This is a genomic window from Bacillus sp. cl96, assembly GCF_900100505.1.
In the GTDB taxonomy this organism is placed as follows: Bacteria; Bacillota; Bacilli; order Bacillales; family Bacillaceae_G; genus Bacillus_A; species Bacillus_A cereus.
In genome coordinates, this window is record NZ_FNDM01000003.1 from 418,471 (window position 1) to 433,942 (window position 15,472).

Genomic DNA, 15,472 nt, shown 5'->3' on the forward strand with positions numbered 1-15,472 from the left:
GCAGCAATTAAAGCTGTTTTAGGAATAGGTGTTCTTTTTATTTTGAAAAGAGGGATGGGGAAATATGAGGGCACTAAAAGAACAATTACGCGAGTGGAAAAAGCAATCCAAGCAAGGAAAGAAGAAAAATAAGAAAAAACAAAAAGAGAAATTAAGTACTCGTGAAATTGGTGATTTAATGGGAATACATAGACCTTGTTATGAACGAAGACACGGAGCATTAAGACAAAAATAATTTAAAAATAAACAGGAGTGGTCTTACATGACTAAACAATTATTTTTCTTACCAAAAATCGATAGAGTAGCAACGCAGAAAAAATTAGAAGGTGCTCTCGAAAATGTACATTTATATAGACAGTTTGGAATGATGCGTGAAGAAATGAAAGTTACTCCTTCTTATGAAATTAGATATCACGGATCTACAAATGATGTAGGAAAGCCATTAGAAGATGTAGCGATGGCTAATATTCAACAAAGTAAAAGAGAAGAATGGATTAAGCAAACATCATTTCGTATTGACCAGTTTCTTAGTCGTTTGGGTAATGGGCGTGCAGGAAGGGAGCAAAGAGACATCATCATTAAGCGTTATCTAGAAGATGAAGATGTATGTGATTATATGGTATATAACGAAATCGGCATGAGTGAGCGTACTTATCGACGTGTTAAGGCTAGAGTATTTTATAAACTTGCTTTTGCTCTTAGATTAGAAGTTTATGAGACTGAAGAAACTAGAGGTAATGAATAATGAATTTTGTTCAGCTAATACGTGATCCAGAACAAATACAGCAGCTTAAAGAGTATTTTAAGGAAAAGAGCTTACGCAATTACATCCTCTTCATTATGAAAATCAATACAGGCCTGAGAATCTCGGACATTTTGAAATTGAAGGTAGGAGATGTTAAAAGTAGTCATATATCTATGAGAGAAATGAAAACTGGGAAACAGAAACGAATACAAATTACTGCAGCAATGAAAAGAGAGCTTAAATGGTTTATCGAAGAAAGGGAAGATAATGAGTATTTATTGCAAAGTAGACAAGGTAGGAATCGTCCAATTGGTCGTAGTATGGCATATAAGATATTAAGCGGAGCAGTGGCAGAGTTTGGATTAGATGAAATAGGAACACATACATTGAGAAAAACATACGGGTCTCACATGTACATGCAAACGAAAAACATAGCATTGCTCATGGAGATATTTAATCACTCGTCAGAGAAGGTCACGTTACGTTATATAGGTGTAAATCAAGATGCAATGGATAAGGCAATGACTAGGTTTAAAATTTAATCATTGCTTTTTCTTTTGGGATAGTTTAAAACCTTAGCCTGATTGCGATGGGATCGCCACATCAAAAAAATTCGCATGTTACGTTAAGACACATTTTAGGCAGAAAATCAGTAGTTCTCTGAAGAACTACCATTATCAATCCTGTTTTATTGGATAATCTTGAGAAAATATTTATCTGGATAAAAAATTAACATTTTTTCAATTTCCTGTAATTATAATTAAAGGTATTCTGTTAGTGTTATACAAATGTATCTTTCAATCTATTCCATGTATGAATCTAGTCTGGCTATCAACAGAATATTTCACACACAATTGAAAAAGGGGGAATGTTTATGCAAAGAATTTTAAAGTTCCTGTTCATGTTCGTTTTTTCTTTGATTTGTGTTTTGTATGTTCAAACGAACGCTTTTGCCGCACCAGCATACGAGGGAGTTGTCAAAATGAAGCAGCCGTCAGGCGAAACTTTTGAAGGCACGTTACATGGAGATGAATGGTTCCACTGGGTAAGTACAAAGGATGGCGACATACTTTTACAAGATCAGAAGGGATATTGGAATTACGCTGAGCTTACATCAGATGAACTGATATCAACGGGTACAAAATATAAAATCGATAAGAAGCCTTCAATGGCGTTAAATGAGGACAATTTGAATAAGTGGATAAAAAAATACAACCCTCAAGCAAAGAAAAAACAGGTGCACATGAATAAATTACAAAAAGAATCACCAAAAAATATTGATGGAACTGTCACTCCAGTTGTAGGAACCAAAAAATTACTTGTTTTGTTAATTGGGTTTACAGATGTTGATATTGCATATAACGATAACGACTGGAGTAACAAATTCTTTTCTACAAATCAAAAGTCAGTTAAGAATTACTATAATGAAGTAAGTAACGGAAAAGTACAGATAACTCCAGCTCCTGAAACATATGGTACTCAAAATGATGGAGTGGTTAAAGTGAAATTAGATTACGCTCATCCGAGTACATCGGGAAAAAGTATGGGTACGGTTATAACAGATGCACTGGCTAAAGCTGATTCTCAAGTGGATTTTGCTAGTCTTGATACTAATAATGATCAAGTCATTGACTCTAAAGATGGCTTCTACATTGTAAGTTTTCTTGCTGGTAATGAACAGGCTGCTCCTGGTGCTCCACTTCCTTATATTTGGGCACATCAGTCGTATGCTCCAAATACAAATCACGATGGTGTTACGGTATCAGGCATGTATACGGCGCAGGGTGAAAAACAATATGGTCATATGGCAACAATTGGTATCCCTGCTCATGAGTTAGGTCATTCCTTTGGCCTGCCAGATCTATATGGTGATAATAATCGTGTGGGTAGCCTAAGTATAATGGGTAATGGATCTTGGAATAGTCTACAAGGAGAAGATTATGGAGCTACACCGGGTCATATGGATGCTTGGTCAAAAGTAAAATTAGGATTTGTAACACCAAATGTAGTAAATACCACTAATAACTTTACTCTAAATGCTATCCCAAATAATTATAATGTGTTAAAGATTCCTTTAAAGGATAATACGTATTTTTTAGTTGAGAATCGCGCAAAGGTTGGGTATGATGCGAGCTTACCAACAAATTCTGGTGGTATTGCAGTTTGGCATATTGATGAATCCATGAATAATAATTCCAGTGATCCGCATCCTTTCATTGATATAGAACAATCAGTCAGTGAATACCAAGACCCGTTCTATTACACGAATCAAAATCATGCTGCTACCTTTGGTCCAGAAACTAATCCGAATAGTAATACCTACACGGGAGAAAAATCAGGAGTAACGATTACAACGACAAGTACAAGTAATTCTGCTATGAATGTAGCAGTCACAACAAAAGAAGCTAGTTTAATTCCACAAACAAACTGGACACTAAAATATATAGATAGTTATAATTGGTACAATTTAGGTACGTATGCCTTTGATGGAAACAAAGACACATTTTGGCATACAAACTGGAGCCCCGTAGCTCCAATGCCGCACGAGATTCGAATTGATTTAGGTGCAACTTATAACCTCTCCAAATTCAGCTACTTGCCAAGGCAAGACGGCCAAATAAATGGAACGATTAAGGACTATGAGTTTTACGTCAGTAGTGATGGAGTAAACTGGGGAACAGCGGTATCCATAGGTGCTTTTGCAAACAATATTAACTTGAAAGAGGTCAGCTTTGTAAACAAGACAGGTCGTTATATTAAACTACGTGCATTAAGCGAGGTAAACAACAATCCATGGACAAGTGCCGCTGAAATTAATGTATTTGGGGTGGTTCAATAATATATTTGTGAGGTTATCTAATTAAATTATTGATACGCTAGTTCAAAGGGTTATCATCTGCTGAGAGTTCCCTCGGCATTTGATAACCTTTTGTTCTATACTAGCCAATATGCAAACGAAAAACATGGATTGATAAAATTCATATTCTTAGCTTGGTAGCAATGTGGTGGTATTCCTTACAGTTACTCATAAATTTTGTACTATGTAACTCAAAAAAGAAAGTGTTATAAATTCAATGATACCAAGGGATTCAGCAAAGGGTTCAGTTACACACAATATAAGATATGGGTAAGTCATAGAGAACTTGAAATAATATATTAATTACTTAGTGAAAATAGTATGGATTAAGAAGATAATGATTTCAAATCGTCAAAGTAGAGAAAAAGATACGAATGATTAAATTTAAATGTGGGTTATAAAATTATTAATATAAATATAACGATTTTAAAAATGGTCAATGACATTTTCCTCAAAAATGGAAAAGTTGATATAAAAGCACATAACCGTTTACAGCCCAATACATATAGTGTCAGTGTAGTGATAAGCAAGTACAACATGACTGCAATGAAAAATTATTTTTCTGTTAGCTTGTTTTCATTACGAGTTAAATTAATAGAACTTCTGTTAGTTATTATGAAACGCATCTTTGTTATAGGATCGGGGGGGAATATCTTGGCTGCAGAAAAAGGATATAGAAGTGGTTGTGGTTATGGCGGAGGATTTGCATTACTAGTCGTATTGTTTATCTTGCTTATTATCGTTGGCGCTGCTTGTTTTTGCTAGTTTATGAACTTCATTTTTTTCTAGAGAGGAGGAGTGTATCTTGGCTGCAGAAAAAGGATATGGAAGTGGTTGTGGTAGTTATGGCGGAGGATTTGCATTACTAATCGTATTGTTTATCTTGCTTATTATCGTTGGTGCAAGCTGGTGCGGATATGGTGGTTTTTAAGTAACAACCTTCTTATATCACCAAGAATAAATAAAGGGTTGCTTCACGTAGTGTGAAGTAATCCTTCATCAATATAGTTTAATATATGTTTAGAATATATAATGTGTTCGTTATGAAAGGAGAAAAAAATGGGATCTAGCCCATATTTTAATAAAAATGTTTCGTATCAAACTTCATCTATTCCAATAACCGAAGTAACTCAGAAGAAAAGTCGAATAATAGCGGCCGAAGCTGTTACACTTTCCAAAACGAATAATGAAACAACCAATGAAGCAATCAATGGAACGACTGATGAAACATTAAAAAAACAGAAAAATAATTCATCTGATTATTCGCCATTCCAAATTAATATTCCATATTTTAATATAAAAATAACTTCGACAGAGATATTAGGTGTTGCTAAATCCGTATTTATGCAAGCTCTTATTCAAAAGGTTCAAGATCCGGTATTTTTAATGAATCTTTTGAATAGTGAAGGTGGAAAGAAACTACTTAATTTAGCAGGTGATTTTTTTAAAGATACTGCTACGAAATCAGAAAATGATAAAGATGAAAACTAACATCAGCCTTTATTGATATACATCTCTTTGATAGCTCTAATTTCATAAATACTACAATCACAAAAGATAGGGATTAAAAATAATCCCTTCTTTTGTGAGCATAATTGCATTTTTCATTGTAATTATATGTAAATCAGATAATAAAAAGTGAAAGGGTTATGGCCGTTTTTTGGCAGGAAATGTGCCGGTCGTTTTGGAGTTAACGTGATATATTTGTATTGTGAGAAGTGGCGGAAAACACAACTCATAATATACCTTTATAATCTATAAAATCAATTAATGGATAATATAAGCCGTATGATGGCTACTTCCGCAAGCCAATTAGGAGGATTAAAGACCGTCATGAGTGGTGTATATGGAAGTATGTCAAACAGTAGACAAGCCATGACAAATAGTGTATCAAATCAAGTCATTAATAATTCTTTCGGATCATCTGGCGGTGGAGTTATTCCAATGCTTGGTGGAGATTTATTGAAGTACCCGTAAATTTAGAAGGAAGAGACGTGGCACGCGGTACTTATCGGCTATACAACCGAGTATCAAGAAAGAGAAGAAAAGAGAAACTCAGCCTTTTAGGTTTGGGTTTCTTTTATTTTATAAAAAAACGGAGTGTCAAAATGAGCTCTTTTACATTCAACAATCAACGAAAAGAATATATCCAACTAGAAAGAGGATGGAGCCCGCCAACATGGGAACCTCTAAAACGTAAATTCTTAAACACGCCTGGATATCCAGGCGCAAGATTATTAGGAATGGAAACAGATCCTCGTCGACTTTCTGTCCCTGTGGGAATTATCGTTCCAGATGGAACAGATTTAGAAACGTTAAAAGAAGAAATAGCGACATGGTTAATTACTGAACAAGCAACCGAGCTAACTTTTGATACAAAACTAGATAGAACATATATAGCTGTTATTGATGAAGATTTTAATGTTGATAATTTTATGAGTTTAGGAAAAGGCACCTTAAAATTCATTTGTCCAATGCCTTATAAACTAGGCCCAAGGAGAAAAATAGATTTCAAATTACAAGGAAGTAGATTAATTACAAATATATCGAATAATGAGAGTAAATATTCTGATCCTACGTTCATAGTTAAGGTAGAAACTCCCTCTACTTTTATTGATATTTCACGAAAAAAGGAAGAAGAAATTCAACATTTTCGTATGGGATACCCTGTTTCTGTGGAAGAACGAACAGTCGAGAAAGAACAGCTTGTTATGCACGATGAAATGAAAACAATGGTTGGTTGGAATCAAAATGGTCCAAACACTAACGAAGGTGAAAACACAGGAACTCTAAAGTCAGATAGTGAGCGCTTTGTTATAGATAACTTTGGTGCAGGTAGTACATGGCATGGCGGAGTGGCTAGGAAAAGTTTAAAAGAACCGCTACAGGATTTTACTGTTGAAGTAAACGAAGAAACAGGTGAGTATCTAACTTTTGAAAAGATTAACGGTGGGAAGTTATACGTCGCTGATGCAGATGCCTTACAACGTTGGACAGAAGATGGTTCACACAAATATGACATCTATAGTCCACAAACAGAAGATCAAAATATGTCAGCCGAAAGATTAAAACAACTAACGGAAGCGGAACTAAAGAAACGTATTAATAGCACTGTACAGTATGAAGTAACTCCAATTGCATTAGAAAAGATATTTGGTTTATCTCATGAAAAAGTAAATAAGGGCGATATTGTCCATTTCAAAGATACAAAATTTACGCCACCTTTGTTTTTAGAAGCACGTCTTATCGCAGCGGATGAATGTGATACAAATGCGGCAAATGATAAATATTATTTTGTTGATTTTAAAGAAGTAGAAGATACGAGAAGTCTGTTAGATCACATGTATGCCCAAGTTATGGGCAGTCTAGCTGGAAAAGCAAATAAAGGCTTGTTAGATAAGTTGGAAGAACTTGTGAAAGAGACAAATGAACAAGTTGATGTTGTGAAAAAGGAATCAGAAGCAGCAAAAAAGTTAGCAGAAAAAGTACAAGAAAACCTTAAAAATTATCAAACAAAAATTATTGAAAGCGCAAAACCACCGACAATCGGTTTAGAAAATGGAAAAACCTTATGGTTAGATATTTCAAACGGCAAGCCTGGCATCCTCAAATTATGGAAGAATGGCAATTGGGAGTCGGTTGTTCCTGATATGGACAAAGTAAAGGAAGATACCTTAGAGCAAGTCAACAAAGATATTGAAACCACAAAAACAGAGTTGAATAAAAAAGTTCAAGAAGCACAAAATCAAGCAACAGGACAATTTAATGAAGTGAATGAAAGATGTTGAAGATTACGTTGGTGGAATTGGTAACCAAACGGTTTTACGCAATGTCTTGTAGAAGAACGACACGAAATATTGGCAATTAACTTCAAACGCAGTAAGAGATACACAAGTCACTTATAAGAGGTGCAATTCACTTAGTGTTATTACTACAGGTAATATGACTTATTCTTTATCCTGTTTCTTTCTTAGTTGTACCTAGCGCGTTTTTATAATTCTTTATTTAATTCCTAATTTAAAGAACAAACTATCCAAAATAACATGATTTATATGACTATGTATACTCTTTTTGAAAAATATTGTAATTAATTAATATTTGAAACTATAACACAAATTATTTAAATAATATATCTAAATTTATCGTCATCACAATGGTGCTTGTCTTTAAATTTTCAGCAATCATTATTCCAGGAAATCTTTTATGCCTCCCTTCAATTAGGGTCAGTATTATTCTATGTTTTAGTAAAAAAACTGCTTGTTTATTAACCTATTATTATACTTTTATATGATAGAGAGCTTTCTACTAGATATAGAATTCATAAAAACTATGCTAATTTTTAAGGGAGAGTGGATAGAACTACTGATTATGAAATTAATCAACACACATTTATCAAAGAAAATATTCTAATTTAAAATAATTTCTTATTTTGGAGTATACTGTCTTGAATGTATATTTCAAAATTGAATAGGTAAAAGATTTTATGTAACAACAAATAAAACTTCAGTATATGTAAAGCGATTTTTTACGAATATATAGCTTGATAAAAATAAAAATCATCATTTGGTAACCATGTTCATATCGTGATATCCAAAATTAAATTCAAGATAACTCATGTAATAAAGACTTCATAATTTTACCGAATCTGCGAGATACGTTGAAAACAGAATTTGTATTCCTCTAAAAATATTAATTTTCAGAATTTTCAATAAAAATGATTAGATTATACTAACTTAATGATAATGATTAAAAAGGCTACTATAGAACCCAAACATTAGTAGAAGAAAGACATATACAAGTATTATGAGTTTGAAAATTTCATAAACTCTAAAATCTTATAAAAAGAGGAGCATAAAACATGAGCGAACAATGTCCAATTAATGTACCATGTCAGGTAGCGGGACAAACCCAAACACCATTAAGTGATGAGACTGCAACACCAATTGTTACTCCAGGAGCACCTATTGTAAAGATTCCAGTTGTATTAGCTGAAAGAACGCTTCAAATTGTTGTAGAGTCTGATATTTCATTAGAGCCTCCAGCAGTCGAAATTAAACGCATCTTAAAAAACGTATTTTTAACACAATGTAAGTTAGTGCCTGTAGCATTCGTACCAGTACCAGGTACACCTTACCGACGAGTTACAAGAGCGAAATTATTTGTACAAGGCTATATTCGTAAAAATATTGAATATGCAAATGACGAGTGTAATGGAGTTCTATATGATCGTATTGCAAATGTTCCATTTTCTGGTTTTGCAGATCTGACAGAAGGTGATTTTCTATCATTAGCTTTAGTAGCTTCTTCTTCGGACACTACTTCTCATTTTATAAATCCTAAAAACGGTGATTTACCACGTCTAGACAAATATTTCTTTGAAAATGCAGTTTTTTATAACGAACAACCATATTGTGAATTAGTAAGCGCTCAATTTTTTGAATTAGACTTTTCACCTTGTCCTACAAACCTAAACGAACCATTTGATACGCTTCGTGAAAAAATTGTACTAGATCTTACTTTAAAAGTTTTACAAGTACAACAAGTACAAGTAGCACTATAAAAATAAAAAGAAATTGTCTTTGTTAAAAAGACAATTTCTTTTTTATTTTTATACAACATATATAATGATGAAATGGTCACATACAAAAAACAAATTTTTTGAATTTCATCAGACGGGGGGATGGTGATGAAAAATCCATGGATTGGTAAGGGGATATGGGATGAAATTTACAAGTATAAAAAACTGAATATACAAGATAATTTACACGAAAAAAGAGGGGGAAAAGAAGAAATACCACCTGAATTAAAGGGAGAATATGTAGCATCAAAATTAGAGAAAGAAGGTAAAGCGTCTGGATCACAAATAGGGCCTTTAATACGCTCACTGGTGGTCAAAACTCCATTTTCTATTTTTTCAGAAGTAACTAGTTTTAAAATATTTCCCAAAATAAATGTTAAAAATCAAGAAGCATTTGTATTTAGGAATGAAAAAGGTGTAGAAGGGCGTGAATTAGATTGTAAGTTATTAACTACAGTGCAACAATATTATTCGGATAGTTATTGTAAATTAGTTTCTTTAAATCTTCATGAGAAGAGAATTCATTTTGAATTATATAACCAAAAAAATAAAGGGAATAAAGAAGAGAATAAGGTAGAGGCATCTTCATGGATTCCTATTCACAGTATAATATTAGAGAGTGAAAATGGGGAAGACGTAAATAATTTTATTACAGCGAAACTACCAATAGAAATAGGAAGATATAAAGGTGAAATTAGTTTGCGAGAAAAGGTTGTATTTAAAGAAAAAGTGATTGGAATAAAAGAGGTTGAACAGGAGATTATTTTGACAAAAACCGAATTTTTAATACCAAAGGTAAAAAAGAATGAGCAAAATACACTTACAGTTGAAAAAGGGAGCTTATTGGTAGAAGGGTATATATATCAATGTATTGAATACATATCAGAACAAAGTAAACTTCATGATAATGAGCATCAGTTAATACAAAATATTGTATTGGAGTTAATCATTCAAGTAATACAAGAACAAGAAGTACAAGTGCGAATTAAATAAAAATAATTATATTCCCTCGATTAGCTGATTATTTTTATTCGTAGTGTATCGATGGGTATTCTTTTGTAAATCATTCAGTGCTGCAAACTATTTGTTAAATGGTTTATCCTTGATAAATACAATTTTACATTGTTACTAAATTGTATGAATCTCCTCTGGTTTAAGTTTTAAAAAAGTGCTAACAAGTTTGCAAACGATCTTGCTAACACTTATACAGAATAGACATAAATTATCGCTGATATGTCGTTTTTAAAAATAGTCTTAATCAGTTAAATCACACTTATACGAAATGCTCATAAAAACCGTCTTAGTATCAAGAATATAACATGTTAGGTCAAACAAACCTTGATATAACAATGTTTGTTTAACTTGAATTTGTAAAACATTTACATTTTATAAATGCAAGTTATCCAAATCAACGTAATTATAAACATAAACATGATTAACACCAATCGGTTTACGTGACATTCGTATATTTTAAGTCTTTGATAAATAATACAATTTAAATTTTGCAGATCAGTAGAATGAGGAAATATGCTTAGAGTATTAGCGAAACCCAATCCTAATCAATTCTTTATCATTTATTTCAATTACGAATCTATATTCTTTGTCTAATATCCAGTAATAAAAACTGACTGCATCAACGTCAACTAATGATTGGAATACTTTATCAAGATTTGTACTTACTACAGGGATTTCATAGTTATCCCATATTATAAAAATCTGTTCGTCAAAATCTAGTTGGTTTGCTCTAATAAGGGAAATTAGTTGTTCTTTGTTCGAAGCTATGAATTGGTTATCTATCTGTTCCCAATCTATTCTTCCCGAGACAGTTATAGGAAATGAATTCATTAAAATAATAGCAATCTGCTGGCTTTTTTCTTGGGAGAAAATGAGAGTTTCGTTTCCTAGGGATTCAAGGCATTCACTAAACAAAGGGTTTGTGTCATTGTTGTTTTTGGTTTTCAGTGCTCTTAACTTTTGTCGCAATTTCCATTGTCTTGACGATCTATCATCCATTTTTAACATTCCTTATACAATTATTTAAGAATGAGTATAGCATATAAGGGAAGTCTTTATGAAAAGGAACTTTTTAAATATAAATTAAATAAAAGCGTTATTTGAAAAAAAGCCTTTTAAGGAAAGATAAGAGGCCATCAAAAAATATAACAACATGAAAATTTTATATTATGTATATACAATTTAAAGAGTTAGTGGAAATAATAAAATGTATAAAATTCTTATAAAAAAGCCCTAGGATTAGGGGATCTAGGGCTTCCTCTGTTGGTATATCTCACACGACATTATAAAAAGAAAAGAACTTAATGAAGGTAACACATGAATGTTTCGTAAATGTATCAAAAAAGTGAACAAAAGCGTTATTTTATTAGAAAAGTATGATTGTATGAAATAACATGTATGAAAGAAGAGGCGTTAGCAAAAATATCCCTTAACGAAATCGGCTTTATTTTTCAGCAAAGTAACCTTCTTAAGTGACTCATGTTGTATAGGTAGCAGAGAAAACAGAAAGAGTTCTTTTTATGGAGGACGGAGAAGTTGTTAGTGAAATACAACTAGGCAAGTTTAGGAATGATGATTTAAAAGCGCGAGAAGAGAAATTGTTAAAATGGTTAGCTATACTCGGATTTTAAAGACAAAAACTCCTATTGAATATAGGAGTTTTTTCTTTGTTTGAAAGTTCGAAAAGATATATAATAATTTTCTGACTATTAATTTATGGAGGGGTATTAATGAAAACTGAAATGTTACACACACAAGAAGATATTTTAAAAATGCTTGATTCATTATTAAGACCTGCTGAACCATTTTGGAATGAGTTTTATGAGAATAGAGAAAAGGATGTTCCGTTTTTTGAAAATGTTCCAGATGAGAATCTAGTTTCTTATATACAAAAAGAGAGAGTTTTAAAAGGGAAAGTATTAGAACTTGGATGTGGTCCGGGTAGAAATGCAATTTATCTAGCGAATGAAGGATTTGATGTAACAGCAGTGGATTTATCTGTAGAAGGCATTAACTGGGCAAAAGAAAGGGCATTGGCAAAAGGGGTAGAAATTCATTTTATTTGTGATTCAATTTTTAATTTAGAGGTTCAAAACGAATTTGATTTTGTATATGATTCGGGCTGTTTGCATCACATTCCACCGCATAGAAGAATAAATTATGTGGATTTAATTAAAAACTCATTAAAATCGGGTGGTTATTTCGGATTAACATGTTTTGCAGCAGGCGATTTAGATGAGCGAAATGGATCAGAAATAACAGATTGGGACGTATATAGAGAATGGAGTCTACAAGGTGGTCTTGCATACTCGGAAGAAAAGTTAAGAGAGATATTTAAAGAATTAGAGGTAATTGAGATTAGAAGGATGAAACAAATGAAACAACCGAATGAAATGTTTGGAGAATCATTTCTTTGGACAGCATTATTTAAGAAGAAATAATAAAGTAGATAATTGACAAACTCATCGTTTTTATAGACAATATATTCATAGGAATATACGTTCGTTTTTTGAGTGACGTATGTTTTACATAAATACATAACAAGGGGCTGTCTCCATATGAGTAACGCAAATCAAAAAATTACTACGTTTTTAATGTTTGAGGGCAAAGCTGAGGAAGCAATGAATTTTTATACGTCGCTATTTGATCAATCAGAAATTGTAAGTATTTCTCGCTATGATGAAAATGGACCTGGTAAAGAGGGAACTGTAATTCATGCAACTTTTACGCTAAATGGCCAAGAGTTTATGTGTATTGATAGTTATGTAAATCATAATTTTACATTCACTCCAGCTATGTCTCTTTATGTAACTTGTGAGACAGAAGAAGAAATTGATACGGTCTTTCATAAACTAGCGCAGGATGGAGCGATTCTTATGCCTTTAGGTTCTTATCCGTTTAGTAAAAAGTTTGGCTGGTTAAATGATAAGTATGGTGTATCTTGGCAGTTAACTCTTGCTGAATAAAAAAGAAAAAGCGTAGCTTATTTTTGTTTGTAAAAGATGTTCATCTTGTATGGAATGAAGTTTCTAGGGTTTTAAAGAATAAAGGTATTCTTATTGCTGGATTTACAAATCCGTTACTATGGATCTTTGATGATAACCAAGAACAAAAAGGTATTCTGGATGTTAAACATTCAATTCCTTCATCAATATTGGATTATTTACCAGAGGATGAAGTTCAAGATTACATCGATTCAAATCAAACAATAGAATATGCGCATACTTTAGAAGACCAAATCCAAGGCCAAATTGAAGCTGGTTTTGCTATAACAGGTTTTTATGAGGATGATTTTGGTGGAACAAGGATATTAGATAAGCATATTAAAACATTTATTGCGACAAAAGCTATAAAGTTAAAGATGGATTAAGAATTTTTGCTTGTCGCACGGGGCGTTAGTCGAAGAACGCTCTTAAAATAGAAAAGGATGGTGCTTTCCATCCTTTTCCTTATGTATTTTGATTGTCGAAACTATTCTCAAAACAAGTTTTACACTACCAATTGTATAATTAGGTTATGCTTTTATATTAAGAATTTTGCTGACCAAATCTTTTCCCGAGTTTAGCTAACAATTCAGGTTGATCGCTTTGGCTCATTATAACTTCAATAAAGATAAGTTGATTCTTATTAAAAGTTATATTTGTTAAGACTTCTGCTAATTCTGATTCATTTTCTACTTTAAATGTTAGACTTTTTTCTTCTGCCCCAAATACCATTGATAGTTTATTGTAATCCCACATTTGTATATCATTATAAGGTTGGTTTTGGCCGTGAATGGCACGTTCAACAGTGTATCCGTTGTTATTGATTAAAAATATAATTGGTTTTAAATTTTGACGTAATATAGTTGATAACTCTTGGGCAGTTACTTGGAAAGAACCATCACCAATAATTAAAATGTTGCGCCGTGATAAATTGGCGAGCTGTGTACCAAGTAGAGCAGGCAGTGTGTAGCCGATAGATCCCCATAACGGTTGTCCTACATATGCAGTGTTATTAGGTAGAGGGATAGCAGCACTACCAAAGAAAGGTGTTCCTTGCTCTACAATTAAGACGTCGTTTTCTTGTAAGAAATGGTACATTTGCTGCCAAAAACGTTTTTGTGTGACCATTTGTGCTTTTGGAATGAACTCTTCAGTAAAAGGTGATGATTCTAAAATAAATGGCTTAACGTCAAGGGTATCTTTATTACGATGCTCAATTGAATCACTTAAATGTTGTAAAACATCCTGCATTACAACTGGACCGTATTTTTTATCTATAATTTTCACAGTGTAGGGATGGATTTCTATAACTTGTTCTTTTTTAAAACCTTGTGTGAAGCCGCCTGTAATAGTATCAGTTAACTTCACACCAATACTAATAATACAATCAGATTCATCAATTCTTTTTCTCAAGTACGGAGAACTTACATCACCAGTATAAATCCCTATAAATTGAGGGTGTTTTTCTGGGAATATTCCTTTTCCCATACTTAACGTCGCGATGGGAAACCCAGTTTTTTCTACGAATTGATGTAAATTTTCTTTAGCGTGAAATCGATCTACTTCAAAATCAGCTAAAATTACAGGTTTTTTGGCGTTATTTATTATTGAAGTGGCATGTAGAAGCATTTTATCCAACGCTTCTTTATTACTTAAAATCGGTTTATATAAAATTGGTTCTGTAGGTTTATTAATTGGTTTATTATACACATCAATCGGCAAATTAATATGAACCGGGCGTTTTTCATTCCAACATGCGCGTAAAACACGGTCAATTTCCTCAGCAGCATGCTCAGGTGTTACATTTGTTTGTGCCACAGTGATTTCTCGATACATATTGGAAAAGTGATCGAACTTTCCATCTCCTAACGTATGATGGACGATTGCTCCATTTTCCATTACTTTTGTTGGTGGCGTACCCGTGATTTTTATAACTGGCACGTTTTCCGCATATGAGCCAGCAATACCGTTAATAGCGCTTAATTCTCCAACACCGAAAGTAGTAATAAGAGCAGCGATTCCTTTTATGCGAGCGTACCCATCTGCTGCATATGCAGCATTTAATTCGTTACAATTGCCAATCCACTTTAAATTTTCATGTGCTACCACATCATCTAAAAAGGCAAGATTATAATCACCAGGAACCCCAAATATATGTTCAATTCCTAATTCATGTAGTCTATCCAATAAATATGTACTTACAGTATATTGTTTTTTCAAATGAATCATCTCCTAATTATGCAATGAATGTTTCAATAGACTAAATAAGTTCTAATGCGTTGATTAAAATATTC

General features: G+C 32.8%; 14 protein-coding genes and 3 pseudogenes. 15 read left to right on the plus strand and 2 right to left on the minus strand.

The features are described 5' to 3' along the window. The first annotated feature begins 64 nt into the window (after positions 1-64). From BLT20_RS30535 to BLT20_RS09915, 11 genes and pseudogenes are all read left to right on the plus strand, one after another. Complete coding sequence (locus tag BLT20_RS30535) at positions 65-235, plus strand: hypothetical protein (protein WP_001202055.1); 171 nt, start codon at positions 65-67, stop codon at positions 233-235. Between the two features lie 27 nt (positions 236-262). After that, positions 263-745 carry an ArpU family phage packaging/lysis transcriptional regulator gene (locus BLT20_RS09860; protein ID WP_000166128.1) on the plus strand — a complete coding sequence of 161 codons (483 nt, stop codon included), beginning with the start codon at positions 263-265 and terminating at the stop codon, positions 743-745. After that, a complete protein-coding gene (locus tag BLT20_RS09865; protein WP_001012102.1) occupies positions 745-1,287 on the plus strand; it encodes a site-specific integrase in 543 nt (180 codons plus the stop codon). The genes BLT20_RS09860 and BLT20_RS09865 overlap by 1 nt, the downstream gene beginning before the upstream one ends. Before the next feature lie 332 nt (positions 1,288-1,619). Continuing rightward, positions 1,620-3,584, plus strand: coding sequence for a M6 family metalloprotease domain-containing protein (locus tag BLT20_RS09870; protein ID WP_001188936.1), 1,965 nt, complete (start codon positions 1,620-1,622; stop codon positions 3,582-3,584). A 672-nt stretch (positions 3,585-4,256) separates the two neighbouring features. Continuing rightward, on the plus strand, positions 4,257-4,367 hold the full coding sequence (locus tag BLT20_RS09875) for a YjcZ family sporulation protein (protein WP_000718602.1): 111 nt from the start codon (positions 4,257-4,259) through the stop codon (positions 4,365-4,367). A gap of 40 nt (positions 4,368-4,407) precedes the next feature. Beyond that, a complete protein-coding gene (locus BLT20_RS09880) occupies positions 4,408-4,533 on the plus strand; it encodes a YjcZ family sporulation protein (RefSeq protein WP_000718601.1) in 126 nt (41 codons plus the stop codon). A gap of 128 nt (positions 4,534-4,661) precedes the next feature. After that, entirely contained in the window at positions 4,662-5,093 is a 432-nt protein-coding gene (locus tag BLT20_RS09885; RefSeq protein ID WP_000535863.1) for a hypothetical protein, read from the plus strand. A gap of 270 nt (positions 5,094-5,363) precedes the next feature. Then, positions 5,364-5,669: pseudogene (locus BLT20_RS09890) on the plus strand (phage tail tape measure protein); the annotation flags it as partial. 41 nt (positions 5,670-5,710) lie between these two features. Continuing rightward, complete coding sequence (locus BLT20_RS09895) at positions 5,711-7,390, plus strand: distal tail protein Dit (RefSeq protein WP_002025803.1); 1,680 nt, start codon at positions 5,711-5,713, stop codon at positions 7,388-7,390. A gap of 1,070 nt (positions 7,391-8,460) precedes the next feature. After that, entirely contained in the window at positions 8,461-9,162 is a 702-nt protein-coding gene (locus tag BLT20_RS09905; RefSeq protein WP_001294982.1) for a CsxC family protein, read from the plus strand. Positions 9,163-9,288: 126 nt separating this feature from the next. Next, positions 9,289-10,173, plus strand: coding sequence for a BC_2427 family protein (locus tag BLT20_RS09915; protein ID WP_000795504.1), 885 nt, complete (start codon positions 9,289-9,291; stop codon positions 10,171-10,173). Positions 10,174-10,719: 546 nt separating this feature from the next. Here the strand turns inward: BLT20_RS09915 and BLT20_RS09920 are convergent. After that, positions 10,720-11,193 carry a CDI toxin immunity protein gene (locus tag BLT20_RS09920; protein ID WP_000342724.1) on the minus strand — a complete coding sequence of 158 codons (474 nt, stop codon included), beginning with the start codon at positions 11,191-11,193 and terminating at the stop codon, positions 10,720-10,722. Positions 11,194-11,684: 491 nt separating this feature from the next. On the opposite strand from BLT20_RS09920, the pseudogene BLT20_RS31320 reads away from it, so the two are divergent. The 4 genes and pseudogenes from BLT20_RS31320 to BLT20_RS09940 all read left to right on the plus strand — a co-directional run. After that, positions 11,685-11,825: pseudogene (locus BLT20_RS31320) on the plus strand (ABC transporter ATP-binding protein); the annotation flags it as partial. 99 nt (positions 11,826-11,924) lie between these two features. Then, positions 11,925-12,635: a class I SAM-dependent methyltransferase gene (locus tag BLT20_RS09930; RefSeq protein ID WP_000846112.1), complete on the plus strand. Its 711-nt coding sequence runs from the start codon at positions 11,925-11,927 to the stop codon at positions 12,633-12,635. Between the two features lie 117 nt (positions 12,636-12,752). Then, positions 12,753-13,160 (plus strand): VOC family protein, encoded by a 408-nt coding sequence (locus tag BLT20_RS09935; RefSeq protein WP_000063587.1) that lies wholly within the window; start codon positions 12,753-12,755, stop codon positions 13,158-13,160. Positions 13,161-13,183: 23 nt separating this feature from the next. Further along, positions 13,184-13,564, plus strand: a pseudogene (locus tag BLT20_RS09940) (SAM-dependent methyltransferase); the annotation flags it as partial. A 157-nt stretch (positions 13,565-13,721) separates the two neighbouring features. Here BLT20_RS09940 and BLT20_RS09945 read toward each other — a convergent pair. Beyond that, entirely contained in the window at positions 13,722-15,407 is a 1,686-nt protein-coding gene (locus BLT20_RS09945; protein WP_002025806.1) for an alpha-keto acid decarboxylase family protein, read from the minus strand. Between the last annotated feature and the right edge of the window lie 65 nt (positions 15,408-15,472).